This window comes from Desulfosoma caldarium (assembly GCF_003751385.1).
GTDB classification, from domain to species: Bacteria; Desulfobacterota; Syntrophobacteria; order Syntrophobacterales; family DSM-9756; genus Desulfosoma; species Desulfosoma caldarium.
The window spans coordinates 16,126-41,467 of sequence record NZ_RJVA01000014.1 but is presented as its reverse complement, the minus strand read 5'-3'; the positions used below and the strand labels follow the sequence as shown (position 1 = coordinate 41,467).

23 protein-coding genes are annotated in these 25,342 nt (G+C 56.6%); 18 read left to right on the top strand and 5 right to left on the bottom strand.

What is annotated here, in order from left to right; all coding sequences use genetic code 11:
- Window positions 1-286: 286 nt before the first annotated feature.
- The 9 genes from EDC27_RS12735 to EDC27_RS12695 all read left to right on the top strand — a co-directional run bounded on the left by EDC27_RS12735 (window position 287) and on the right by EDC27_RS12695 (window position 9,851).
- Entirely contained in the window at window positions 287-1,939 is a 1,653-nt protein-coding gene (locus EDC27_RS12735; RefSeq protein WP_123291017.1) for a GspE/PulE family protein, read from the top strand.
- Window positions 1,939-3,147, top strand: a complete 1,209-nt coding sequence (locus EDC27_RS12730) for a type II secretion system F family protein (RefSeq protein WP_123291016.1) — start codon at window positions 1,939-1,941, stop codon at window positions 3,145-3,147. Before EDC27_RS12735 ends, EDC27_RS12730 begins: the two co-directional genes overlap by 1 nt.
- A complete protein-coding gene (locus tag EDC27_RS12725) occupies window positions 3,144-4,082 on the top strand; it encodes an ExeA family protein (protein ID WP_123291015.1) in 939 nt (312 codons plus the stop codon). Before EDC27_RS12730 ends, EDC27_RS12725 begins: the two co-directional genes overlap by 4 nt.
- The gene (locus EDC27_RS12720) at window positions 4,082-5,440 is read left to right on the top strand and encodes a hypothetical protein (protein WP_123291014.1); all 1,359 of its coding nucleotides are present in this window, start codon (window positions 4,082-4,084) and stop codon (window positions 5,438-5,440) included. The genes EDC27_RS12725 and EDC27_RS12720 overlap by 1 nt, the downstream gene beginning before the upstream one ends.
- Before the next feature lie 3 nt (window positions 5,441-5,443).
- Window positions 5,444-5,920: a hypothetical protein gene (locus EDC27_RS12715; protein ID WP_148045761.1), complete on the top strand. Its 477-nt coding sequence runs from the start codon at window positions 5,444-5,446 to the stop codon at window positions 5,918-5,920.
- A 209-nt stretch (window positions 5,921-6,129) separates the two neighbouring features.
- Window positions 6,130-6,402 (top strand): hypothetical protein, encoded by a 273-nt coding sequence (locus tag EDC27_RS15815; protein ID WP_148045760.1) that lies wholly within the window; start codon window positions 6,130-6,132, stop codon window positions 6,400-6,402.
- Between the two features lie 52 nt (window positions 6,403-6,454).
- On the top strand, window positions 6,455-7,870 hold the full coding sequence (locus EDC27_RS12705) for a hypothetical protein (protein WP_170161802.1): 1,416 nt from the start codon (window positions 6,455-6,457) through the stop codon (window positions 7,868-7,870).
- Complete coding sequence (locus EDC27_RS12700; protein WP_123291010.1) at window positions 7,870-9,027, top strand: tetratricopeptide repeat protein; 1,158 nt, start codon at window positions 7,870-7,872, stop codon at window positions 9,025-9,027. The genes EDC27_RS12705 and EDC27_RS12700 overlap by 1 nt, the downstream gene beginning before the upstream one ends.
- A 224-nt stretch (window positions 9,028-9,251) precedes the next feature.
- On the top strand, window positions 9,252-9,851 hold the full coding sequence (locus EDC27_RS12695) for a prepilin-type N-terminal cleavage/methylation domain-containing protein (RefSeq protein ID WP_123291009.1): 600 nt from the start codon (window positions 9,252-9,254) through the stop codon (window positions 9,849-9,851).
- 57 nt (window positions 9,852-9,908) lie between these two features.
- On the opposite strand, the gene EDC27_RS12690 is transcribed toward EDC27_RS12695, so the two are convergent.
- The gene (locus EDC27_RS12690; RefSeq protein ID WP_123291008.1) at window positions 9,909-10,235 is read right to left on the bottom strand and encodes a zinc-binding metallopeptidase family protein; all 327 of its coding nucleotides are present in this window, start codon (window positions 10,233-10,235) and stop codon (window positions 9,909-9,911) included.
- 122 nt (window positions 10,236-10,357) lie between these two features.
- Between EDC27_RS12690 and EDC27_RS12685 the strand changes: the two genes are divergently transcribed.
- Together EDC27_RS12685 and EDC27_RS12680 are read left to right on the top strand one after the other, a co-directional pair.
- Window positions 10,358-10,660, top strand: coding sequence for a tetratricopeptide repeat protein (locus tag EDC27_RS12685; RefSeq protein WP_123291007.1), 303 nt, complete (start codon window positions 10,358-10,360; stop codon window positions 10,658-10,660).
- 237 nt (window positions 10,661-10,897) lie between these two features.
- On the top strand, window positions 10,898-11,491 hold the full coding sequence (locus EDC27_RS12680; RefSeq protein ID WP_123291164.1) for a type II secretion system protein: 594 nt from the start codon (window positions 10,898-10,900) through the stop codon (window positions 11,489-11,491).
- Between the two features lie 58 nt (window positions 11,492-11,549).
- Here EDC27_RS12680 and EDC27_RS12675 read toward each other — a convergent pair whose 3' ends face one another.
- The gene (locus EDC27_RS12675; protein ID WP_245994561.1) at window positions 11,550-12,536 is read right to left on the bottom strand and encodes a M28 family peptidase; all 987 of its coding nucleotides are present in this window, start codon (window positions 12,534-12,536) and stop codon (window positions 11,550-11,552) included.
- Between the two features lie 445 nt (window positions 12,537-12,981).
- Here EDC27_RS12675 and EDC27_RS12665 point away from each other — a divergent pair, with 445 nt between their 5' ends.
- From EDC27_RS12665 to EDC27_RS12655, 3 genes are all read left to right on the top strand, one after another.
- Window positions 12,982-13,332 (top strand): hypothetical protein, encoded by a 351-nt coding sequence (locus tag EDC27_RS12665; protein ID WP_148045759.1) that lies wholly within the window; start codon window positions 12,982-12,984, stop codon window positions 13,330-13,332.
- A 116-nt stretch (window positions 13,333-13,448) separates the two neighbouring features.
- Window positions 13,449-14,846: a class II fumarate hydratase gene (locus tag EDC27_RS12660; RefSeq protein ID WP_123291004.1), complete on the top strand. Its 1,398-nt coding sequence runs from the start codon at window positions 13,449-13,451 to the stop codon at window positions 14,844-14,846.
- Between the two features lie 464 nt (window positions 14,847-15,310).
- Window positions 15,311-16,387 carry a VgrG-related protein gene (locus tag EDC27_RS12655; protein WP_148045758.1) on the top strand — a complete coding sequence of 359 codons (1,077 nt, stop codon included), beginning with the start codon at window positions 15,311-15,313 and terminating at the stop codon, window positions 16,385-16,387.
- Between the two features lie 187 nt (window positions 16,388-16,574).
- Here the strand turns inward: EDC27_RS12655 and EDC27_RS12650 are convergent, their stop codons facing one another.
- Complete coding sequence (locus EDC27_RS12650) at window positions 16,575-18,527, bottom strand: acetoacetate--CoA ligase (RefSeq protein ID WP_123291002.1); 1,953 nt, start codon at window positions 18,525-18,527, stop codon at window positions 16,575-16,577.
- Between the two features lie 212 nt (window positions 18,528-18,739).
- The gene (locus EDC27_RS12640; protein WP_123291000.1) at window positions 18,740-19,090 is read right to left on the bottom strand and encodes a cupin domain-containing protein; all 351 of its coding nucleotides are present in this window, start codon (window positions 19,088-19,090) and stop codon (window positions 18,740-18,742) included.
- A gap of 425 nt (window positions 19,091-19,515) precedes the next feature.
- Here EDC27_RS12640 and EDC27_RS12630 point away from each other — a divergent pair, with 425 nt between their 5' ends.
- The 4 genes from EDC27_RS12630 (at window position 19,516) to EDC27_RS12615 (ending at window position 23,567) form a co-directional block, all read left to right on the top strand.
- Complete coding sequence (locus EDC27_RS12630) at window positions 19,516-20,334, top strand: sugar phosphate isomerase/epimerase family protein (protein ID WP_123290998.1); 819 nt, start codon at window positions 19,516-19,518, stop codon at window positions 20,332-20,334.
- A 146-nt stretch (window positions 20,335-20,480) separates the two neighbouring features.
- On the top strand, window positions 20,481-20,792 hold the full coding sequence (locus tag EDC27_RS12625) for an MTH1187 family thiamine-binding protein (protein ID WP_123290997.1): 312 nt from the start codon (window positions 20,481-20,483) through the stop codon (window positions 20,790-20,792).
- The gene (locus EDC27_RS12620) at window positions 20,789-21,043 is read left to right on the top strand and encodes a KH domain-containing protein (protein ID WP_245994556.1); all 255 of its coding nucleotides are present in this window, start codon (window positions 20,789-20,791) and stop codon (window positions 21,041-21,043) included. The genes EDC27_RS12625 and EDC27_RS12620 overlap by 4 nt, the downstream gene beginning before the upstream one ends.
- Window positions 21,044-21,098: 55 nt before the next feature.
- Window positions 21,099-23,567, top strand: a complete 2,469-nt coding sequence (locus EDC27_RS12615) for a Lon protease family protein (RefSeq protein ID WP_123290996.1) — start codon at window positions 21,099-21,101, stop codon at window positions 23,565-23,567.
- 129 nt (window positions 23,568-23,696) lie between these two features.
- Here EDC27_RS12615 and EDC27_RS12610 read toward each other — a convergent pair whose 3' ends face one another.
- Complete coding sequence (locus tag EDC27_RS12610; protein ID WP_123290995.1) at window positions 23,697-25,337, bottom strand: bifunctional aminoglycoside phosphotransferase/ATP-binding protein; 1,641 nt, start codon at window positions 25,335-25,337, stop codon at window positions 23,697-23,699.
- Window positions 25,338-25,342: the final 5 nt, after the last annotated feature.

Below are 25,342 nucleotides of genomic sequence, written 5' to 3'. Positions count from 1 at the left end.
TTTCCGCGCGGTCATTCCATGATGTGGTAAGACGTGGTGGGGCCCCAAGGCATGACGACGGAAGGGATGGGCATCGCCCATCGGCGAGCGAGGAGAGCTTGTCTCGTTGCCTACGAAAACAGTGTGATCGTGATTTCGGACTATCACGCAGCCCTTATGTTCGTTGCATCTTAGAGCGCGATACCTATGGCCGGCCGGAAGGGCCCATGTAGCGCATGAAAGGGCAGCCGTTGGGCCGGGCGGCCACCCTGCGGTCCCGAGGCGTGGCAAGAAAGGATGAGACAAAGTGGACACCGCTCAGGCGCCAAAGAAACCCATCGGTCAGCTTCTGAAGGAAAAGGGCTATCTCAAGGAGGAGCAGATTGACTTTGCCCTCAGAGAGCAGAAGGCCACCGGGGAACGGCTGGGCGAAGTGCTGACGCGGTTAGGGATTGTTACCGAGTTCGAAATGGCTGAGGTGCTGGCGGATCAGGTTGGTCTTCCGTTCTGGGATCCTCGAGGCGTGGTTCCCGAATCGCGGGCGCTGCTCAAGATACCGCCGGGATTTGCGCGGGATCGAACGGTCTTGCCCTTTAAGTTGACCGACGGCGTCCTTCATGTGGCGGTAGGGGATCCCATGGATCGCGGCCTTCGAGACGGATTGGCCTCCTTTGTGGGGTCACGATTCAAAGCCTACGTGGGTCCTTCGGCGGAAATTCGAAAACTGGCCGAAAGACACTATCACTTTTTGCAAAATCCTCCCGAACAAAACGTGCAAAATCTTCAGAGCCGTTTGGCCACCAACCCCAACGCTGCCTTTTCCATGGACGAGTTGTGGGCGGATCTCCTCAACTACGCCATATTGCATCGGGCCACCGACGTCCATCTGTCTCCCACGGACCAAACGACGCGCTTCTTTACACGCATCGACGGCTTCCTGGATTTGGCTTTTGTGTTTCCATTGTCCATCCACCAACGCCTGGTCAGTGCCCTCAAGGCCCGGGCGGGCATGGATATCAGCGAACAGAGGCTGCCGCAGGACGGTCGCTGGCGGTTTGAATTCATGGGAGAAATCTACGATCTTCGGATTTCCACGGTTCGGTCTCCCTTCGGCGAAAACTTGGTCATACGCCTTTTGCCCACGCAGGCTGTGGTGTTCCCTTTGGGTTCCCTCGGGTTCAGCCCCGAAGAGGTTCAAGCCATGGAAGCGCTTTTTCGAAAGCCCTACGGCATGGTCCTCATTTCCGGGCCCACGGGAAGCGGTAAAACCACCACGCTTTACGGCGCCCTGCGCATGCTCGATGTCATTCACCTCAACGTCCTGACCGCGGAAGACCCTGTGGAATACCGGTTCCCGCTCATTCGGCAAACCCAGGTGGCCGAAGACATCGGCTATGATTTCGCCGATGCGGTGCGCCACTTCTTGCGCCAAGATCCGGATGTGATTCTCATCGGGGAAATCCGCGACGAAAAAACGGCGACCATGGCCCTTCGAGCCGCGTTGACGGGCCATTTGGTGTTGTCCACCGTCCATGCCAATAATGCTGTGGCTGTGATCGCTCGGTTGCGGGACATGAATGTTTCCGCAGATGTGCTTGCGGCAACGCTGTTGGGATCAACGGCCCAGCGGCTGGTGCGCAAAGTCTGTCCCTTTTGCCGGGCACCCTACCGCCCCGACGGCAAACTTTTAGCCCGATACGGGCTTTCCGCCGACCGGGATTATCTGCACGGCACGGGTTGTGAAGCGTGTCGGGGCCGCGGCTATTTGGGGCGAACGGCCGTCACGGAAATCCTGCAAGTCTCGGATGCATGCCGAGCCCTCATTGCCGAAGGAAAATCGCTCCAGGAATTCCTGAATCTCCTGGCGGCGGAAGGTTTTCAGAGTATGCGCCACAGTGCGGCGCAAAAGATCGCCACCGGGCAGACCACGGTGGAGGAGGCGGAGAGAGTGTTGGGCTGATGCCGCTTTTTACCTACAGAGCCTTGGATGTGCAGACGGGCCGAACCATTGACGATCGGGGAGAATTTCGGGACCTCAAGGAACTGTTCTTATTCCTTCGGGCCCGTAACTGCATCCTCGTGCGTTATCGGGTCCGCAAAGAGACCAGACGGATATTCTTCGCCAAGGTGCGGCGGCCGGAACTGGCCGAATGGTGCCGCAATCTGTCTTTTCTTCTGGTTGCCGGGGTGCCCATTGTGCAGGCGTTGGAGGATCTGCGTCGGAGTACGGGCAATGCCCTGTTGAGGGACGCTCTGCGGGGTGTGCTCGGCTTGCTGCAGGAAGGCTTTTCCTTTGCGGAAAGCCTCAAGAAGTATCCTAAGGTTTTTCCTTCGGTTCTGTGCAGCTTAGCCGAAATCGGCGAAGAGACGGGACATTTGGACCAGACCCTAGAAGATGCCGCCGCGCATTTGACTCGCGTGGACGAGCTTATTTCCCAGACCAAGAGGGCCCTGTGGTACCCCTGCTTCATCGTGGCGGCCATGGTGGGCGCTTTGGCTGTATGGTTCGCCTATGTGCTTCCGAAAGTGTTCACCATGTTCAGAGAGATGCATTTGAGTCTGCCCTTGCCCACACGGCTTCTCATGAAAGCCGTCGACGTCATCCAACACTACTGGCCGGTGTTGCCGGTCTGCCTTTTTGTACTTATCAGTTTATGGGTTTTTTCACGGAAATCTGAAAGACTGAGGCTTGCAACGGAACGCGTCCTGTTGCGGACTCCCATTGTGGGCCGGGCCTGGCGGTTGTCCACATTGGCCTTCTTTTTCGAATACATGAGTCTTCTTCTGGGGTCGGGGTTAGATATGTTGAGAAGCTTGGAAGTCCTGCGTCAGAGTGTTCCCAGCCGAAAGGTGAAAACCCTGGTGCCCGTTGTGGCGGAATCTATCGGCCAAGGCGCGACTTTGACCGAAGCATGTGAGGCGGTGGGCTTTTTTAACCTTATGGAACTGCGCATGATCAAGACGGGTGAAGAATCGGGCAAGCTGGTGGACCAATTGAAACTGCTAGGCTCTTACTACTACAAGCAGTTGCTCACCTTTGTGGAAACGTTGCCTAAAGTTTTGGAACCCGTTCTTTTGAGCGTCGCCGGAGTGGTCTTTCTGGGCATCGTGTTGGCTTTATTGGGCCCCGTTTATGAATTGGTTGGGGCATTAGGGAAGATGCGATGAGCGTTCCCGATTACTTGCGGTTTTTTGGTTTTCAGGACTATCCTTTTCGTTTGACACCCGACACGCGCTACTTTTTCCCATCCTCGAAACACAAGGCGGTGCTGGAGACGATCCGTTACGCCCTTGCTCGAGGGGAAGGATTTTTGGTCCTTGTGGGCGACCCCGGCATCGGCAAGACCATGCTGCTGCGTATCTTGCTCAAAGAACTTGCCGATGACCGTTACCGAACGGCGCTGATCATGACCCCGACCTTGGAACCCAAGGAACTGCTGCAAGCCATTCTGGAAGATGTGCAGTTGCCGGTCAAGGCGTCCGACAGCAAGGAAAGGCTGCTGCGAATCTTTCAGCGCTATCTGCTTCACGAAGCGGCTCAGGGCCGAGAGTTTCTCTTGGTGGTCGACGAAGCCCAAAACCTTCCCCCGGAGAGTCTCGAAGAAATCCGCTTGCTTTCCAACCTGGAGACCGAGGACAAGAAGCTCATTCAGATTCTTTTGGTCGGCCAACGTTCGTTGGAAGATAAACTCCACATGCCGCAGCTAAGCCAACTGAAACAGCGCATCAGCCTGTGGGAGCGACTCGAGCCGCTGTCCCCAGATGAAGTCTCCTGGTACACCCAATATCGGATGACCCGAGCCGGAGGGGCGTCCATACCGTTTGAAAAGGGGGCCGAAAAGCTTCTGTGCGATGCCAGTGGACGCATTCCCAGGCTCATCAACAAAATTATGGATCGAGCTTTATTGGTGGCCGCCTCACGACTGGAAGGACGCATTAGTGTGGAAACCCTTCGAGAGGTCCTGAAAACCCTGGAGCCCACCTTGGAAGCGTCCGTGCCGTCTTTAAGGCCGGGACGTTCGTGGCTGTGGGGTGGGGTTTTGGCTGTGACGGTTGGCCTGGCCGTGCTGGGGGTATGGTGGGTGTTGGGGAGGCGGCCGTAATGCAGACCGTGGTGGTGCATTTTACAGGGGAGACCTTCCACGCGGTGACGGTGCGTACGCGGGGCAAAGCCATCGTGAGCTGGGCTGAGGGGCCTGGGAAGCTCTCCGATCTTTCTGGTGTGCGGACGGTCCTTCTTTGGGAGCCGCCGATGATGCATTTTCTGCGCGAGCAGGTTTTTCGAGGCCCCGGGGATGTCCTCGCCCTGCAGATTCAGGAAAAAGTGGAGCGCACGGGTTTCTTTCGCACGCCGCCTTCGATCTTTTACCAGGTGGAGCGTGAGGAAGGTCAGGTGGTCCATGTGGGCATTGTGGCCATGGAAACATCCGGTTTGGATGAGAAGATGAAAAGCCTGTGGCGCCATGGAGCCCGAATTCATGCGGTGTATCATCCCGCTTTGGCGGTGGCTTTCTTGGCGGCCCAAAGTTTTGAGGAACGGACCTTGACCGTATGGATAAAAGAGCGCGGTTTTTACCTGGCGGTCACAGAGAAGGCTCAGATTCGGGCCGTGCGTTTCGTGGCCTTTGATGCCTTCACCGGCCCAATGGAAAACCTGGTCCAAGAGGAAGTGGCTTTTACTCGGGACCAGTTTGAACGCGCCGGCGAGCCGGGTCCGTTAAGGGTTCAGGCGTGCGGCCCCTTGCGCCATTTGTTGGACTCCTCTGAGGCTTTATGGGCGTCATCGACCATGGCCTCCTCGGTGCAGGAGGCCGCGATAGAGCATCCGGAGTGGTTCGGCGCTTTCTATGTGCCGGCGGCATTTAACATGCTTCCCGACCAGGTTCAGGCGTGGAACCGGCACATGCCGTGGGCCAGGCGCGCAGCGGTGGCGCTTCTTGTGGTTTCCCTGGCCCAGGCCGGGTTTTGGGGAGTTATGAAGCATCGCACTCAGGTGTTGGAAAAGAAGACTCGGGGGTTTGCAGCCGAGGTGGCTTCTCGAGCTGACAGCGTACAAAAAACCATTCCTTGGGATCGCGTGGCCGTTTTGGAGGAGCACCGGCAGGTGCTGGAAGCGTTCGAGAGAGAACCGCGCATGGATGCCTGGATGGTATGGCTTTCTAAAGTTGTGCCTAAAAATTTTCGGGTCGTGCGCTGTACTCTCTCGAAAACAGGCGGGGGCTCTCGTTCGGGTCCGACGGTTTCTCGGCGGCCTCAGCGGCGTCCTGAAAGTCACACCGAAACGGCCCCGGCTTCGGTGCTTTCCCTGGTCGTCAAAGGGACGGTGGGATTTGAGGAAGCGCACCGCAACTTCGGGGTGTTGTTGGCCACCTTGAAAGAACGGCAAAAAGAGGTTTCCGGGCGATTCGACTACGACGAACGGGCGAACCAAGCCGTTTTTTCTTTTGAACTCAAGATGTAAGGCATGACGATGGAGCGCGGAGCGGCCATAAAAGAATCTGTTTTCCTCAAGGGCTATTTTCGCCCTCTAGGGCTCCTCTTGGCGGCGACCCTTCTTTTCGTCATCACTCTGGCCCTTGGGATTTTGGAGCACCGTCGTTATCGCCATGCCCAAGAATACTGGCGGGCGGTTCAAGCCGAAGAAGAAAAAGTCCGCCACTTGGAGGCCTTTGCAGCAACTCTGGCCCACATCGATCCCGGGTTTTTCAGCATGACACCCCCTCGAGAAGCCGTCGTGGAAGAAAAAATCGCGCTGGAACCCTTTAGTGCCTTTGTGGAAAAGCTTTCGCGCATCTATACGGATCAAGGATATTTTTTCATGGATTCTTTTGTGTTGGAAACCTGTGACGCAGAGGGCAACAAGTCGGCCCCGTCGCGCTCAGCCGGGGCATGTCGGCCCCATGCGGACGTGCGAGGCAAAAAGGTCTATTTTCAACCATGAAGATGTCTGGCCACATTCGCCCTTGGATTTTCCTATGGTTGCCATGGTGCTTGGTGCTTATCGTTGCCGTATTGTGGGTGCGCACCCTTCCCGGGCCGTCCCATGAGCCACCGAAGTGGGTCACGCGGGAGCCACCGCGGGACTTTTCCGCCCTGGCAAGAACGGCCCCCCAAAAGAAAGTGTGGACCTCTGCAAACGGGGAGGCGTTCTTGGGGCCGCGTGAAACGGCAGCGGAAGAGAAATTGACGCCGAAGCCGGTGGAATTGGAACAACCCGTGCGACAAGGGGTGACGGTGCGGCTTTCCGGGGTGTTGGTGGGATCTCGACGGCGTGCAGGGGTGATCAACGGCGTGCCGTATGCGGAAGGCGATGAGGTCCCCGAAGCGGGGCGTGTGGAAACGGTGCACAATTGGGGGGTGACGATTGTTGGGGAAAACGGACAAAGGTTCTTTGTGGGCGTTGGGGAAAGGGCGGATATCTAATGTTCTTTGTGTGTTGGTCTTGGTGTGTATGGCCGGGTGCGCCTCTTCTGGGATGGACAAGAAGAGCGAATTGGGTCGATCCATGCCACCGGTGAGAAAGCCCGCGGTGCCCGCCGGCAAGGCCGACGTTTACAAGCCTATTTTCAAGGACATATCCCCTCTGGATGCTCGAAAAGTCACGCTAACCTTCATCCAGGAAGATTTTCAAACGATTTTTTTGCTCCTGGCCCAGGAAGCCGGCCTGCCCCTGGTGATTGACAAAGAAGTGCAAGAACTAATATCACCCGAAAGCCGTTTCGTCACCATATCCTTTGAGCAGGTGAGCCTGCGTCGGGCCTTGGATGCTCTGAGCGACATGGTGGGCGTGACCTATCGGGTCGACAAAGGCGTGCTTCGCGTTCAAGCATTCGTAGAGAAGATGTTCAACCTAAGCTTCATTCTCACGGCGCGCGGTTCGCGCTACGCTTTAGGAGGCGATGTTCTTGGGAGTGTGGGTCAAGGCGGCCAGACTGTCACCAGCCCGCTCAAGGGCGTTTTGGAGCTGGAAGGCGAATCGGCCAAAGAACATGGGGATCTCTACAAATTTTTAGAACAGGCTCTGGGAGAAAGCCTTCTTTCACCTCAAGGCAAATATGCTTTGGATCGGTTTACCGGTACATTGTGGGTTCGGGACTTTCCCGCAAACGTGCGCCGCGTCGAAAACCTTGTGGAAAGCCTCAGAAAGCGCTACGAAAATCAGGTGACCATTGAAGCACGCATCGTGGAAGTGGAGCTTTCCCGAAGCCATGAATACGGCGTGGAATGGCAGACGGTGCTCCAGGAGGGTTTGGGAGGTCCAGACTGGAGGGGCGTCATACGGTCTATGTACGGACCGGAGACGTCGGATAAGACGTTTGTCATGCAGCTTTCCGCGGGAAATTATTTGGACGCAATCCTGAAAACCATTGAAACTTTCGGCACCGTCAATGTCATTTCTAACCCCAAGATACGTGTCATGCACGGACAACCTGCGGTCATCACCGTGGGGACGTCCATTGCCTATATCAAATCCATAGATCGCAGCGAATCCACAGGCCCTAGCCAAACGACCGTCACGATCACGGCAGAAACGTCTTCTGTGTTCGATGGGTTGACCTTCGGGGTCACCCCCTATGTGCAGCCCGACGGCGATGTGTTGCTGAGCATTGTTCCCATCAAAAGCGACGTGGTCGCCTTAAACCGCGAAGTCGTGGGAAACAACACGATCACTTTACCGGCGGTCAACATGCGCAGCAGCGCCACCGTGGTCAAGGTCAGACCCGGAGACGTGGTCATTTTAGCGGGCATTCTATTGGATCGAAGCAAGCAGCACCGAACCCAGGTGCCTGTGTTAGGTTCCTTGCCCGTGGTGGGGACGCTTTTTAGCACGGAGCGCAGAGAATCCAAGAAAGCCGAAATGATCATCTTCCTTGAAGCCCGACAGATGTGATGAGCGAGCTCTACAACCATCTTCAAAAGCTTCAAGAAATACACCAAGAGATACTGAACGCCGGCGTTCCTCTACCCACCTATGGAAAGCCAAGCGAAGCCTCTCCTGCGGCCAAGCGCTCCAAACGCCGACTCTTGGCGCTTTCCATTTCCTGCTTGGTTCTCGGCCTGCTGATGGCAGGCGCCGTCGTGGTCGTGCAGAAATTCTCTCGGAACGTGGTAACAACCAAGCGTGAAGCCACGATAAGGGTTCCGATCCATGTGCGGGAACATCCGCCCGAGGATTTAAGGCTTCGGGCAGAGCAGACACCCAAGCGGAGCGATGTCGCCCAGGAAAGGGAATCTCAAATCAAGGGGAACGCCGCCAAGGACAAGGCGGCGCTGGAAACCGTAACAGATGAATCCGGTAGCACATCCCAAAAAGACGCCTTACCTGTAGCGAAGAACCAGACGGCGTCTGACCGTTTTGAATCGCCCCAGACGGCGCCTTCTGAAAAAACACTAAGGGCTTTCGAGAATACCACAGTCTCCTCTTTGGTCGAGGGCGCCTCAACGGAAGAATCTCCTTCGACTCGCGATGAAACCTCGGCCACGGTTCCGGGTTTTGAACACGAATCCATGGCACAAAAACCTATGGACGCCGAAGGCGAATTGCTGCGCGACGCGGCGGTCCTGGCTTTGCCGACGGCACCTCAGGCCGAATTCAGAAGCACGGCCGGGGGTAGCCCTCATGAGCAAGAAGTAGCTACGCGTGGACTGGACCCCTTAGGGGCACAGTCGCCACGGGACGGGGCGACGGATTCGGCCCGTTTCTTGCTGGTCATTGCGGAAGAAGCCCGTCGTGCGGGAAACTGGGAAGAGGCCGTGCGAGCATACCGAGAATACCTGGCCCAAGGAAATGATCCCGACGTGATGAACAACCTGGGTGCGGCCCTGATGGCTCAAGGCCGTTATGGCGAAGCGGAGGAGGTTCTGAAGCAGGCGCACCGTCGATCCACCGACCCCGACATAGCGGCCAATTTAGCCACCGCTTATTGGGTTCAGGGAAAAAGAGAGGCGGCATGCAGCCTTATTCAATCCCTTGAAGAAAACCTGTTGACAGGAGGTGCCGTTCAGACCGTAGGGCTGCTTGTGAACCAATGTCATCAGAAACCATAAGAACCCATTGAGAGGTTTGAAAATGAGTTCTTCGCATAAAAGTTCATGAAGCCGATGGAATAGGGGATGCGGCGTTTGGGAAAAAGGGCACCGCGCCAAGAGGGTGTCGAAGAGGGTGTTCGGCCGCGCGGGCCGATATGGGCGCCATGGCGGCGCGGCTTTCAACGAGTGGCGCAACCGACCTCCTAAGAGGTAGGGAACATGGTGAGCTTAGGAGGGTGATCATGAAAGGAAAGGGTTCGGATCAGAGGGGTTTTACCATTGTGGAACTGGCCATTGTCCTGGTCATTATTGGGATTATTCTCGGGGCCGTGCTCAAGGGCCGGGAACTTATCACCAACGCCAAAGCCCATACGCTATACAACCAGTATCGGGAAATTGTGGGCGCCATCTATACCTATTACGACCGGTACGGCTGGTACCCGGGAGATGACCCCAAAGCCGGCGACCGTTGGAGCTCGACACATAGCGGTAACGGTGACGGCCTTATAGTGGAACAGGGGGAAGAGACATGCCCTGCTGGCTACACAGGTGAAGGGTGTTTGGCATGGGAGCACATGCGGCTGGCCGGCATCTTGGGGGGACCGAAGACTTATGATCCATATGAGGATCTTAGAGCGCCGGAGCATGTGTACGGAAGTTACATTATTATCACGTATGAGTTTGGCAAACACATAATCTGCTTTCATGACGTGCCGGGGCGTGTGGCTCAAATGCTGGAGGAGCATTACGACGACGGAAAATATAACAAAGGCAACATTTGGAGCATTCAAAATTATTATGAACATCCCAACTGGCGTGTCCCTCTATGTTTCGATATGTAAACCGCGAGGGAAGGGCGCGATCTATGCGCCCTTTCCGATGTTGTGATGGGCGGTTTTTCAACCCATGGGCTCACCAGGGAAGATCATGAGGCTTTGCACCAGCCGGGCCATAAAAGCGAAATCCAGGGTATCCATGGTGTCGTGCACGATGTGCTTGTGGGGGGAGCCATAAAAAGCGGAAACCATGACTATGACCGCGTAAAAGCCTGCATCCCCAAAGGCCGCATGATCCCTCAGGCGCACGGAGGGAGTGAGCCCGCCGTTGAAGGGCACGGTCAGGGTGATCACAGGAAGGGAGGGATTTTTCTTCAGGCGAATAAGCCTTCGGATGTTGCAGCCGAACTGCTGCGCGACGCGGCGGTCCTGGCTTTGCCGACGGCGCATCAGGCCGGATTGAGAAGCACGGCCGGGGGGGGTAGCCTCTATGAGCAAGAAGAAGCTACGCGTGGACCAGACCCTCAAGGGCACCGACGCCATGGGACGGGGCGACGGAGTCGGCCCGTTTCATGCTGGTCATTGCGGAAGAAGCCCGTCGTGCGGGAAACTGGGAAGAGGCCGTGCGAGCATACCGAGAATACCTGGCCCAAAGAAATGATCCCGACGTGATGAACAACCTGGGAGCGGCCCTGATGGCTCAAGGCCGTTATGGCGAAGCGGAGGAGATTCTGAAGCAGGCGCGCCATCGTTCTACCGACCCCGACATAGCGGCCAACTTGGCAACCTTTTATTGGCTTCAGTGGAAAAACGAGGCGTTATGCAGCCTATTTCGCTCCCTTGAAGAAAATGAGTTAACGGCAGGAGGCCTGTAGTGCGTTAAGTTTTTTGTTGACAAATGCGCGACAGGTTTTAGAAAGAGAAAAGTAGGCATAGATCCTGCGTGTTGAATGGTCGACGCCATGGCCGGGGAAAGGGCGGGCGTCGAAAGGGTCCTGTGGAGGGCGTTCGGCCGCGCGCGCCGATATGGGCGCCATGGCGGCGCGGCTTTCAACGAGTGGCGCAACCGACCTCCTGAATGTAAACACAGTGTCGGACAGAGGAGGGCGATCATGAAAGGAAAGGGTTCGGATCAAAGAGGTTTTACGCTTGTGGAACTGGCCATTGTCCTGGTCGTTATTGGGTTGATTCTCGGAACCGTGCTCAAGGGCCAGGAAATCATCAACAATGCCAAGATTAAACAGCTATACAACGACTATCGCGGAGTTTTTGCGGCCGTCTATACCTATTACGACCGCTACCACAAGTATCCGGGAGATGATCATAAGGCGAGTAAGCGTTGGCCGGGTGCTAAAGATGGCAACCATGACGGGAAGATTGGCGCTGGTGATGATATATTGACGAACTGCACGGATAGCAGTGATAATGAAACGTGTACTGCATGGGAACATATGCGGATGGCTGGATTGATCCCGGGAGCGGGAAGGGAAAACCCCCTACATGCGTACGGAGGGGTAATCGGTATCGGTTACATGGATGGTAGCGGTAGTATCCCAGAGGGCCACTGGATCCTTCTCACCGATGTGCCGGGGGATGTGGGCCAAGGTCTGGACGAGCATTACGACGACGGGGAGTACGACTGCGGCACCATTCGCGCGTCGATGATGTATGACAATGCCACCGTCGATTTTTATCTCAAGCTGTAAACCGCAGGGGGAAGGGCCCGATCCATGCGCCCTTCCCAATATTGTCATGGGCGGTTTTTCAGACCATGGGCTCACCGAGGAAGATCACGAGGCTTTGCACCAGCCGGGCCATAAAAGCAAAGTCAAGGGTATCCATGGTGTCGTGCACGGTGTGGTAGTGGGGGTTGCGATAAAAGGCGGAATCCGTAACCATGACGGCGGGAAAGCCCGCATCCCAAAAAGGCGCATGATCGCTCAAGCGTACTGTCGGAATCAGCCAGCCGTTGAACGGCACGGTCAGCGTGATCACAGGAAGCGAGGGGTTCTTCTTAAAGGATCGTTCCATGGCGCGAACCAGGAAGCGGGAAGCAAAGTTGCCCACGATTCCAATGAAATCGCCCGTGGACGGGTAATTCATGAAACCCAAAGGAAAGGGATATCTTTGGCACCCCGGTTCTCGACACGTGTAACCCACCATCTCTAGGCAAATCATGCCGTCAATGTGTTCTCCGACCCTTTTGGCGTGGCGAGCCCGCACGCGACTTCCCATGGAACGTGTTCCGTATGCCGGAGGTTCTTCCAAGGCAAAGGCGGCGAACTGGACGGACACCGGAAGTGTCGGCTCCAAGGCCTGAAGCGTGCGGGCTGTTTCCAAAAGCACGGCCACGGCGCTGGCGTTGTCATCAGCACCCACCGTTCCCACCAGAGAATCGTAGTGGGCTCCAAGGATATAACGGCGTCGAGCGTTTTCAGGGCCGGTTTCGGCCAGAATGTTGGCCACCGTGATGGGTCCATAAGGGTAAGGTTCCTCCCACACACGAAGCCCCGCCGATTGCAGTGTTTCGGCAATGTAACGGGCGGCCCGCGCGTGCCCGGACGGTTCCAGAACGCTGCGCTCCCCAATTTCCACCGTCAGGACCTGCACATGACGCCGCAAAGCCTTTTCCACGGCAGCCAAATCCATAGAATGGCCGATCAGAAGCTCTCGATCCATGGCTGCACCCATCGTTTTCCATAAAAGGACGATGACAAGGCCAAACCCCACGCTGGCGTGCCCCACCCCCATTGGCTCTTAACCCCTTTTTTCGGGTAATGAAAATGGAAAATGGAACCCTTGGCGTGCCCTTCATCGCGCCGTGCAGCGTTCCTTCAGGGTGAACGCGGTGGACCGCCAGGATTCAACTCCTCACAGTAGCGATTTTCGTGAGGACCCTTTTCACACGGCGGGTCCTTTGAAGAAAACGTTTTCGAACACGCACCGACAAGCTTGTCAAATGCAGCCCGTGCCGGCGTTGATCCCTCACAGCGCGGGCCTTTGGTCCGCAGCAAGACCGGACGCCGGCCCCCACACCTCGTTGAAAGCCACAACCTTCCTGTGATGAGAAAGAGGCGCACCGGCCGACGCCGTCTCCTTTGCCCATTTCTTTTGGGAAGCGAGGGCTTCGGCCCGTTGTGTCATAAGGACGGCGTCGTGACCGTCCGCATTGCCAAAAGGGGTTCTGGCACGGCCTATGCTAAACAGAAAAAGCAAAGGGGCCGATGTACCGGTCTTTCGCATCCATGAAAAAGTGCGATGTGAAACGGTTCCTCCGGCCTTTCCAGAGCCGGTTTTTAACGGTTTGACCATCCCTTTGGAGAAAGGGCGCCTCATGAAAGTCATTTCCCTTGAAGAAGAACGCCAAAGACGCACGCAGGCACGTGAGCGGGCCCTGTATCAGGCCATCGAGCAGGAACAGCGTCACTTTCATGCGACCTGGGAAAATCTGCAAAAACTTCCGCCCCAACGCATCGTCCAGATCTTTCAAAAGAGCGTCAAATATGGTTTGCTAAATCTTCAAGACTTGCATCGACGCTTCGATTGACGCGTCCCTGGCCTTGTGGCTTTGAAAACAAGCCAAAACAACGGCGCGATGCGCGAAAGCGGATCGCCACCTGTACCGTTCTTACAAAACGGACAGGGAGATTCAAGGGAGAAAGCATGGACGAGAAGGGCTTTCGAGTGGAGCGGGACACTCTAGGAGAAATCCTTGTGCCCAAGACGGCCTATTACGGCGCGCAGACTCAGAGAGCCGTCGAAAACTTTCCCTTGAGCGGGCGCACCATGCCCAGACCTTTTCTGGAAGCGTTGGCGCTGATCAAGCAAAAGGCCGCGGAGGTTCATGCGGCCCACGGCAGGCTGGATTCGGTCGTTGCGGACGCTATCATTCAGGCCGCTGGGGAAGTCCGCGCGGGAAAGCACTGGGACCAATTCCCCGTGGATGTGTTCCAGACGGGCTCGGGAACTTCCACGAACATGAACATGAACGAGGTCCTGGCGGGGCGCGCCAACGAAATCCTCACCGGGCGCCGCGGCGGAAAGCATCCCGTCCACCCCAACGACCACGTCAATATGGCGCAGTCCAGCAACGATGTGATTCCCACGGCTTTGCACATTGCCGCCTGGCGCCTTCTACAAGAAACGACGTTGCCGGCCCTGAGCCTCCTTGAAGAGGCACTTCGAGAAAAGGCTGACGCCTTTGCCGATGTGCTCAAGATCGGCCGCACCCATGCTCAAGACGCTCTACCGGTCACTCTGGGGCAGGAATTTTCCGGGTACGCTCGACAAATAGCCTTGGCTGCGCAGCGGCTTGGTGCGGTCGAACCGCGTCTGTGCGAGGTGGCCCTGGGCGGGACGGCCGTGGGAACCGGTGTCGGTGTGCCGCCGGATTTTGTCCGGGAAGTGCTGGATCGCATCCACGAGGAGACGGGTTTGAGGTTTCGAGAGGCGGAAAACCATTTTGAAGCCCAAAGTGCCCAGGATGCCGTGGTGGAAACCGGTGGGGCTTTGAAAACCGCCGCCGTCAGCCTGTGGAAAATCGCCAACGATCTGCGTTGGCTGGCATCCGGGCCGAGATGCGGTCTTGGAGAAATTCAGCTTCCCGCCCTGCAGCCGGGATCGTCCATGATGCCCGGCAAGGTCAATCCCGTCATTTTGGAAGCCGTGCTGCAAGCTGCCGCCCGAGTCTTGGGAAACGATACGACCCTCACCCTGGCCGGACAGGCGGGCCTTTTGGAACTCCACATGATGCTGCCGCTCCTGGCCGACACCCTTTTGGAATCCATCGAGCTTATTGGGCGAAGCGCCCGTGTGCTGGCGGAAAAATGCGTGCGGGGCATCGAGGCGCATCGGGCGCGGTGCGCCGCCTATGTGGAACAGAGCCTGGCCCTGGCCACCTATCTGGTTCCTCTGGTGGGCTACGACAGGGCCGCGCAGGTAGCTCAAAAGGCTTACGACGACGGGATCACCGTTCGAGAAGCCGCTCTGTCCCTGGGTGTGGCCAGTCCGGAGGCCATCGAAAAGGCGTTGGCTGAGGGGCTCAAGCCCACACTATCCTGACAGCCATTTCGTCAAAAGTCTGACAACATGGCGACCCATGGCAATGCCGTGGCCGATTGGCGCCGTCATGGTTTGGTCTTCACCTGGCGCGGGCTGTAGGGCGTTGCGCGGTGCGATACGGATTCGCGGTGTGCCCGCCAATCTAGGAGAGGCGGTGGAAAAGCCACGCAAGGAGTTCGCAATGGGTCTAAAGTTTGCTAAGTCAAAAAACACGCATGGGTGTCCGTGAGCCTTCCGCCGGCTCACGGAATCTTCACCAAAAGCCTTAAGGGACGTTGGTGAAGGTGTAGGACGAAAGGGCGCGGTTCCTTAAAGGGAATGCGAGACGCCCACGGTTGCCGAGCACAAAGCCTTTTCGAGCATGACCCTGCGTCTGGAAAAAGGAGGGAGATCTTGCGGAACGGCCAAGAAGGAGGTCGGCGCCGGAAGGGGTGGAAAAAGGTGCCGCACAGGAGGAAAGCCTCATGGGTGTGAGCTTCATTCGAAAGACGATACCCAGACCGACGCCGCCGACGGCGGTATCGCCAGGTCAAACTTTCACCCTCGTTCGAGCCATGGGGCAGCGGCTTTTTGAAAATGCACTTCGTAGTGAAGTGGAAATGCCGCCGAGTTCCATGCAGCCGGTGGAAGCAGAGATGACCCTGGCGCGCATGCCGGCGGAGAACGAGAGCCTTCAGCGACTTCGCGAGAATCTCCAAAACGCGGATTCCGGCAGTCGGCAAGCTATGATCACGGCGGCCTACATCAAGGCGGCGGCCATGGGATCTGGCTCCGCGGCATGGAAAGCCATGGCGCCCATGGGTTCTGCCCTTCAGCACGGAACATCCCTCGGTTTGGTCGCCGACAATGGTGCCGATTCGGGGAGCGGTGCCGTGGTGGAAGACGGAGCCGCCTCATCGGTTCCGGAAGGCCTCGGCTTCTTGTCGGCCCGCTTTGAATCGGGCCGTGCAGGCGTGGACGCCGTAGGTTACGATCCCGGCGGCGGCACATCCTATGGCTTATACCAGATTGCCTCGAGACCGGGCACCATGGCGCGGTTTCTAGATTTTCTCGCCGATCATGAGCCTCGGTGGGCCCAGCGGCTTCGGGCGGCCGGACCTGCCAATACGGGAAGCTCACAGGGGGCCATGCCTCGAGTTTGGAAAGCCATTGCCAGGGAAGATCCGAAACGGTTTGCCGCGTTGCAGCACGCCTTTGTTCGAGAAACCCATTACGAACCCGCTCGGCGCGCCATCCAAGACGCCACCGGCGTGGATGTGAACACGGCCTCGCGGGCGGTTCAGGAGGTGTTGTGGAGCGCAGCCGTGCAGCACGGGCCCGGTCGAGCGGCGGACATGTTCATAAGAGCCCTGAGCCGACAGGGGGGGCGAGAGGTGGCGCTCAACGAATCGGCCCTCATTCAGTCCGTGTATCGGGATCGAGGCCAGGTGGGGCACCTTCACTGGGGAAGCCTGCGGGACGCGCTCTTGCGACGTTTTCAGGAAGAGAAAGCCATGGCTCTGGCTATGCTTCAAGGAGGTTCCGACAACACCACGGCGTAGCGAGGTGGGTCAAAAAGGGTTTTTTTCAAGGTGCCTTAGCCGAGCCTCGTGTTCGAACGTGGCCATGTGTTTTGCGGCTCTTGAAGGAGCGCGCACGGGGCGATGAGAGTTGCTGCCCGTGCCGCTCCTTGGCGAAGGGGTGTTCCGTGGGCGGGGCCAATGTGGCCCCACGGGATGTTGGCGTATCTCAGTAGGCCAGTTCCGGAAGGTTCTTATAATATTCCAGCGCTTCGGGGTTGGCCAAGGCGTCTTTGTTTTTCACTTCTTCATTGTGAATGACCTTGCGCACCGCCAGCTCCACTTTTTTGCCGCTGATGGTGTACGGAATGTCCGGCACCGCAATGATTTTGGACGGTACATGCCGCGGTGTCGTGTTGGTGCGAATAGCGGTCTTGATGCGTTGGATCAAGGCTTCATCCAGAACACATCCGTCGCGGAGTTTCACGAACAGAATCACGCGCACGTCATTGTCCCAGTCCTGCCCCACCACAAGGCTGTCCAAAATCTCGGGAAGGGTTTCCACCTGCCGATAGATCTCTGCCGTGCCGATGCGCACACCGCCCGGATTAAGGGTGGCATCGGAGCGGCCGTAGATGATCACCCCGCCGTGTTCCGTAATTTCAATGAAATCACCGTGGTGCCACACGCCGGGAAATACGGAAAAATACGCATCCCGGTATTTTTGCCCATCGGGGTCGTTCCAGAAATAGATGGGCATGGAAGGCGCCGCCGCCGTGCAAACCAGTTCGCCCTTTTCCCCGATGACCGGTTTTCCGTCTTCATTCCACGCTTCCACCTTCATGCCCAGGCCCCGACACTGCAGTTCCCCGGCGTAGACCGGCCCCATGGGGTTGCCCAGTGCAAAGCAGGAAATGATGTCCGTGCCTCCGGAAATGGATGACAGGCACAGATCCGACTTGATGTCCCGGTAAACGTACTCAAAACTTTCAATGGCCAAAGGCGAACCCGTGGACAAAACGGCCTTGAGCGGGCTTAAGTCGTAGGATTCCCTGGGTTTGACGCCGGCCTTTTCCACCGCCGCCAAGTACTTGGCGCTGGTGCCGAAGATGGTGATTTTCTCATCCTGAGCCATTTGCCACATGGCTCCAGGGTGGGGGTAAAAGGGCGAGCCGTCGTAAAGGAGCACGCGAGCGCCCAGCATGAGAGAGCTCACCAGCCAGTTCCACATCATCCACCCGCAGGTCGTAAAATAGAAAATGGTGTCATCTCGGGTGACGTCCGTATGGAGTTTGAGTTCCTTGTAATGTTGAATGAGGGTGCCCACGGTGCCGTGCACGATGCATTTGGGAATGCCCGTGGTGCCCGACGAGTATAGGATGTAGAGGGGATGATTCGCGGGGACCTGCTGAAAATCCACGTCGAGGCCCGATTCCTTGGCCATGAAGTCCTCAAGCAGAATGCCGTTGCGCACGCGCCCTGGATCGGGTTCGGCGTGCATGTAGGGCATGATCACAACCTTTTCGATGGTGGGAAGTTCCTTGAGGATTTCGCTGATGCGTTCCAGCGAGTCAAAAGTCTTGCCGTTGTACTGGTATCCATCGGCCGTGAAGAGCACTCGAGGCTGAATCTGCCCGAACCGGTCCAAAACGCCCTTAATGCCAAAATCGGGAGAGCAGGAGGACCACACGGCACCCACACTGGTGGCGGCCAACATGGCCACCACCGTCTCCGTCATGTTGGGCACAAAGCCTGCGATGCGATCCCCGGGCTGAATCCCCATGGCCCTTAAGGATGCGGCCAACCGAGCCACGCGATCGTAGAGCTCCGCATAGGTCGTGTGCACCGTAGGCCGTCCTTCGCCTTTGAAACTCAGCGCGATGCGATCGTCCCGGTAGCGCAGCAGGTTTTCGGCAAAATTGAGCTGCGCTCCCTCAAACCAGCGGGCTCCCGGCATCTTGTGCACGTCGTCCACCACCTGATCGTAGCCGCGATGGACGCAAAAGTCTGCATAGTCCCACAGCGTCGCCCAGAAGGTGGGAATGTGGTCAATGGACCACCGGTACAAGTCGTCATAGGTGCGAAATGCCTTACCGTGCTTTTCGTTCACATGTTGCAAAAAATGAAACATGTTCGTGCCGCGGATGCGTTCCTCGCTAGGTTGCCATAACAGTCGACTCATGAAAGCCTCCGTTTTTTGTCAATGTGGTCCATCTTGGAATGCCTTTGCATGCCTTCCATCCGCATGCCATCCGTTGAAGAGGAGGAGCGGGATGAGTTTCTGAGGCTTGAGCGGAAGAAAACGAGCATCGACGGCCACGAATGGAAACACGTTCTTATACTAGCAGATTTTCCATGTGAACAAAAGTTAATCGTTTCAAACATCCGAGGGCCCTAGAGTTCCGGAGGACCTGAGGGGATAAGGCAGATGAAGCGCAGGGGCTTGTCGGAAGTGTTCTTGATTTGGTGTTCTTCGTTGGGAGGAATAAAGAGGGCGTCGCCCTGAGTGATGGGCACCCACCGGCCGTCCTTGTAGGCGGAGCCGTGGCCTTCGTGGATGAAAATCTCGTGTTCCCAGTCGTGGGAGTGCCGAGGCGTGTGGCCGCCGGGACGGATTTCGAAGAGGCGCATGCAAAAGCGCTGGGCGCCGTCCCGTGATCCAATGAGGACGCGGCCCGTGACGCCTCGAGCGGCCTCGTTGTCAAAAAAGGTGCCCGGAATATCCTTGTACGATTGAATTTTCATAGTTCACGCTCCGTGCCGTAAGATAGAGTTCAGAAGGAGAGGGCGTTGAGGTACGACGCCCTTCATTAAAAACGTTTTTCGTGGGCTCGGCAAGCACAAGGTGCGAGCAGGGAACGCCATCCTGCAAAAGCATGATGCATCAAGCAGACGAAGGGACCGGCTCCTGCCGGTCCGAAAAGAGGTGGAAGTGCGAAACGTGGGTTTCGGCGAGAAAGCTTTCAAGGATACCAACGCTTTAGGAGCGGCGAAAGCCGCGACCAGAGGTGTTAACGCCCGTCTTTTAGGAGGGTCGAAACCCGCGGCTTCGGTGGTCCACAAAAAGCCCAAGGGCATTGCTTCACCTCACTTCCAGGCCATAAAGGTTGAACTTTGGGCCTAAATTCATTTTTCATGCTGGCATTGGCTGCAAGAAAGGAAAAGGAGTCATGGGCCGGTTTTTCGGCACGCAGACGCCTCAAAGTGTTCGTCAGGTGCACGTGAACATGCCGTGGACCATGGTGCCCAAGTATCTGGATGTCATTCGCGAGGAGCGGTTTCATCTGGAACTGGGTTTTACGGGAGAAGATCTGGACCGTTTGGATTGGAAGGCCCTAGACGGCACTGTGGCTTTGCTGAAATCCTGGGGGTGTCGATTGACGCTTCACGGCCCTTTCTGGGAGTTGTGTGCCGGAAGCTGCGACGCCCTAATTCGCCAGGTGAGCCTTCTACGGTGGCATCAGATGTTTGATGTGGCGGCTCGAGTGCAACCCATACAGATTGTTTGCCACACGGGCTATGATCCTCGCCACCATCGGGAACAAAGGGGGGCGTGGATTCAAAGAGCTTTGGCGTTGTGGGAGCCTTTGGTGAATCGCGCGCAACGGCAGAATGTGCGTTTGTGCCTGGAAAATGTTTGGGAAGAAGATCCGTCCCTTCACGAAGAAATCTTTTCACGGCTTGATTCGCCGGTTTTCGGATTCTGTTTAGATGTGGGGCATCAGCACGCGTTTTCGCGAACGAGCCTCAGGGAATGGTTGGAGGTTTTGAGCGGGCACCTCATGGAAGTGCATTTGCACGACAACGACGGAACTCGGGACGCCCATCTACCCGTAGGCATGGGGACGATCGATTTTGCGTATCTCTTTGAAACCCTGATGCGCAAAGGACGAAGACCCCTACTAACGGTGGAACCTCACACCAGGGAGCATCTTCTGAAAACCTTGGTCAATCTGGACAAAGTCCTTCCCGGCACATGGGTCGTTTAGATGTGTTTGGGGATAGCTTTTCGAGATCCGTCTAGGTTTTCGGGGATGATTTCTGCCTTAGCACCGTGGGAGGGGCGATGGTGTGGTGCGGCGTGCATCGCTCCTCAAGATGACATGAGCCAATACCGTGAACACAGGAGGGCGGCATGGCCATTGTGGAAGTCAGTGTGGTTCCGTTGGGTACGGCAAAGACGAGCCTGAGCGATGAAGTGGCCAGCGCGGTGGCGATTTTGCGGGCGAGCGGCCTTCCTTACGAATTGACAGCCATGGGAACCATCATCTATGGAGATTTGGACAAGATCCTGGAAACCGTTCGAGCTATGCACGAAAGTTGTTTTCAAAGGGGCGTGCAAAGGGTCCTGACGCAGATCAAGATCGACGATCGCCGTGATCGGGTGAGCACGCCAACGGATAAAGTGCATTCTGTTCTGGAAAAACTGAAAGGTACATCGCCATGACGCATCGGGGTGGAGAAGACATGCGAGAACTTGTGTATTATCTTGCAAAAGCTTTGGTGGATCATCCGGACAAGGTGGTTCTGGAAGAAAAAGCCAGCGGTGACGCAGTGCTCTTTGAACTGTCCGTGGCTCCGGAGGATATGGGGAAGGTGATCGGCAGAAGCGGCAAGACCATAGAGGCATTGAGGACGGTGGTGCAGCTTGCAGCGAGCAGCGTGGGTAAAAAATGCCGTTTGGAAGTTCTCGGCTGAAGGCGCGCAGGGTGGAGCAGCAGCAAACCCTTTGTAAGGATGCGGAGGAGAGGACATGACCACACGTTTCAGGGAATTGACGGTGGAAGAGCTTCGAGCAAGCGTGGATTCGAACGCTTTTCCTTTTGAACACACGGGGGTTCTCACCCCACTGGAAGAGGGTGTTGTAGGCCAGGAGCGGGCCATCGACGCCATCAAGTTTGGTATGGGAATGAAGGAAAAGGGCTACAACATCTTCATTGCCGGCCCCGCCAAAGCAGGGCTCACCTACATCGCCCGCACCTTTTTGGAAGAGCAGGCCAAAAAGGAACCGACTCCGCCCGATTGGTGTTACGTCTACAACTTCAAGCAACCCGATGAGCCCAAAAGTCTTCGCTTGTCGCCCGGCCGCGGCAAGGAACTCAAAAAGGACATGGAATCATTTATTCAAACGCTTCAGGCCAAGATTCCCGAGGTGTTTGACAGCGACGACTATCGTGCCAAGGAAGCGGAGGTGCATCAGGGCTTTGAGCGGCGTCGAAGGCAGATCATTGACGAGCTGTCTGAGATAGCTCGCAATGAAGGCTTCATTTTGCAGTTTTCTCAAGTAGGCATGGTGATCATTCCGGCCAACAAAGAAGGCCAACCCATGAGCCAGGAGGAGCTCAGTGAGCTCAGCGACGAGGAAAAGAAGGCGTTGCGGGAAAAAAGCGATGAGCTTCAGGAAAAGATGAAGGCGGCCATCAAGCGCATTCGCCAGGCCGAGGCCGAATTCAAGGAAAAGCAGGCCAAACTCGACAGCGAAATCGCCATGTTTGTGGTCGGCCAACTCCTTGAGCACTACCTGGAAAAATATGAGGATGAACCGCAAGTGCTGGAGTATTTGAAGGCGGTTCAAGAAGACGTTCTGGAAAACATTGAGGAATTCAAGAAAAAGCCAGAAGGCCAGCAGCAGATGGGACCTTTCCCCATGCCGCCTCGAGAAGCGGCCATGCGCCGCTACGATGTCAACGTGCTCATTGACAACTCCGAAACTCAAGGGGCTCCGGTGGTCATTGAATCGAATCCGGCGTACCCTAACCTCTTTGGAAGCATCGAGCGTCAGGCCTGGTTCGGCGCCCTGTTTACAGATTTTACCATGATCAAACCGGGAGCGCTGCACCGTGCCAATGGCGGCTACCTGGTCATGAAGGCCTTGGACCTTTTGAAGTGGTACCTTTCCTGGGAAGCTATCAAGCGGGCGCTGCGCGACGGCGTCATCAAGATCGAGGATCTTGGGGAATTGTATGGCATTTTCAGCACGCGCACCATCCGCCCGGAACCCATTCCCATGGATGTGAAGATCGTGCTCACGGGCGATCCCTACCTCTATCACCTGATGTACATTTACGATGACCGATTCCAGAAGCTGTTCAAGGTCAAGGCCCACCTGGACGACCAAATGGACCGTAAGGAAGACACCGTCTTTCAGTGTGCTCGCATGATCAGTCGGTTTTGCGAGGAAAACAAGATTCGCCATTTGGACCGCACGGGTGTGGCCCGCGTGTTGGAATACAGCATGGAGGTGACGGGAGATCGGGAAAAGCTGAGCCTGGAGCTGGGCGATATCAGCGACCTGCTTCGAGAAGCCAATTACTTTGCCGCTTTGGACAAGGCCGAATTCATTAGCCGAGAGCATGTGCATCAGGCCGTGCAAAAGCGCATCTATCGGGCCAACCTCATTGAGGAGCGGGTCAAGGAACTGGTTAAGAAAGACATTTTCTGGGTGGAGACCACGGGAGCCAAGGTGGGCCAGGTCAACGGGCTTTCCGTTCTGATGACCGGAGACCACGAGTTCGGCAAGCCCAACCGTATCACGGCCACGGTGTCGGTGGGCCGAGAGGGCGTGGTGGCCATCGAACGAGAATCCAAGCTCAGCGGGAATATTCACACCAAAGGTGTGATGATCCTAGCGAGTTTCCTCAAGGAGCGATTCGCGCACAACAAGCCCATTTCCCTCACCGCCACCCTTTGTTTTGAACAAAGCTACGGCATGGTGGAAGGGGACAGCGCCTCCAGCACGGAACTCTATGCCATTCTGAGCGCTCTTTCCGGCGTGCCCATCAAGCAGGGCATCGCGGTGACGGGCTCGGTCAGCCAAAAGGGGGAGATCCAGCCGGTGGGGGGCGTGACCCAAAAAATCGAAGCCTTCTTTGACATTTGTGCCCATAAGGGCCTGACCGGTGACCAAGGGGTGATCATTCCCGAGAAGAACGTACGCAATCTTATGCTCAAGCAAGCGGTATTGGATGCGGTGAAGGAAGGCAAGTTCCACATTTGGCCCGTGAGCCGTATCGAGGAGGGCATCGAGATTCTGACCGGTGTGGCGGCCGGCGAACTCCAGCCCGACGGCACGTATCCGGAAGGGACCATCTTTCGTCGAGCCGACGACCGGTTGAAAGAAATTGCCGAAATCGTCAAGAAATTCGGAAAGGACGAGAACGGCTCGGCCCCCGCTTCTTCTGACGAAGGCGGTTCGGCACCATGCCCAAGCTGTGATCGGTAGACGAGACGGCGCGCGCCGCATCGCGGTGGCGCGCTTCGGCTTCACCGGGTTGAAGATGAACGGATCCAACGGCGCGTTCGGAATGGTTGCACAGCATAGGGTGTCTGTACGGGGTGAATGGAATGGGGGTCACTGCGCCAGGCGGATTCGGGATTGGGCGCATTGAAAGGCATAGAGATCGGACAGAAGCTGATAAAAGACGTCGTTCGGGTTGCCCTCCGTATCGCACACCAGATGGCTGTGGGAAGGTACGGGTTCGGTCAGAGGCTCGAATTCTTGAATAAAATGAGGAAGATGGTGGATTCGAGCGTCAGAAAGGCCCGGCATGTGATCGCGTGTGGCCAGGCGACGTGCTAAAGTGTTTTCAGAACATCGGCATTCCACCAAGATGACGTTGGCGTCCTGGTCCCGAGCCAATCGCAGGGCTTCTTCCCTCCACTTGCGCTCGCTGAACGTGGCGTCCAGGATCACGGAGCGCCTGTGCTTGAGCTGCTCGTGGGCTCGGTTGAGAAGATGGGCGTAGACCACGCGGCGCCGATCCTTATGGTAAAGACCGGCGCCGTAAGCCGTCTTTTCCGGTAAGTCCTCCTGGAATTCCCGAAACAGCTCCCGCCGTAAAACATCTGACGCCACATAAGAAAGTTGAAATGCTTCGGCCAGACGTCGCGCATGGAACGATTTTCCGGATGCCGGCAAGCCGCAAAACACGTACAGCGTGGGGCGGGTCATGGTGGCCGCGTAGATGTAAGCGAGATCGAGGAATCTGGCCGCGTCATGTCGGCTGGCCGTCGCTTCCGCATCCTGAAAATCTCGGCCTTCGTCTTCCACCAGTTCCCGAAACCTCAGGCAGGACACTTTCACCCTCACCATGGCTCGATAGCACGCATAAAAATCCAAAACACGGTACAAGGAAGGGTCGTGAGCCCGGCGCGCATAGGCGTGAAGCACCATAAGGCTCTGGGAAAAGGCGCCTCGATGATCCAGATCCATGTGAAGAAACGCCAGGTCGGCGGCCACATCGCCGAAACGAAATCGGTCGTTGAATTCGATGGCATCGATGATCTGAATGCCGTCGTCCGCGAAATAGATGTGATCCGATCGCAAGTCACCATGACCGTCGCAGATGCGGTCTTCTTTGAGCCGAGTATCGAACAGGTCGCTATGGCTTTCCACGAAGGCGTCGTTCACATTGTAAATGAGATGCCACTTTTCCGCATCCAAAAGGTCGCCTACAAAAGGCGCGGTCTGGTCAAAATTTTCCAAGACGTTTTGTGAAATCACGGAGAGGGTGCCGAAGTGGCGAATTTCATCGTTTCTTTCGGCTTGGGCGTAGAGATCGGCCAGCCGCTCTCCGAGCTTTTGCCAATGTTCGGCTTTCAAGGTGCCTTGAGCCAAGAGGGCTTCAAGGCTTAGGTGCAAAGGAAGCTGGCGCATGACCACAGCGCATTCCACCAATGATCCGGGCCCGTCCAAGGACAGGGTGCCGAAAGGGCCTCGTCGAATGGTTACCACCTTGGCATAAACGCCTCGGCTAAATCGTTGATTAAGCAGGACTTCGCGGTGACAATAATGACAACGAAGCTCCAGACGGCTGAAGTCGAGAAAACCGAAATTGACAGGTTTTTTCAGCTTGTAGACCCAAAGGCCCGTGAGAAAGACGGCCGAAATGTGGGTATCGATTCTATGAACGGAGGTCACTGGGTGAGGGTAAAAGGTGGGGTCAGCAAAAGCGCGGCACACCGTTTCAAAGGCCGCCATGGCGTCTTCCATGGGAG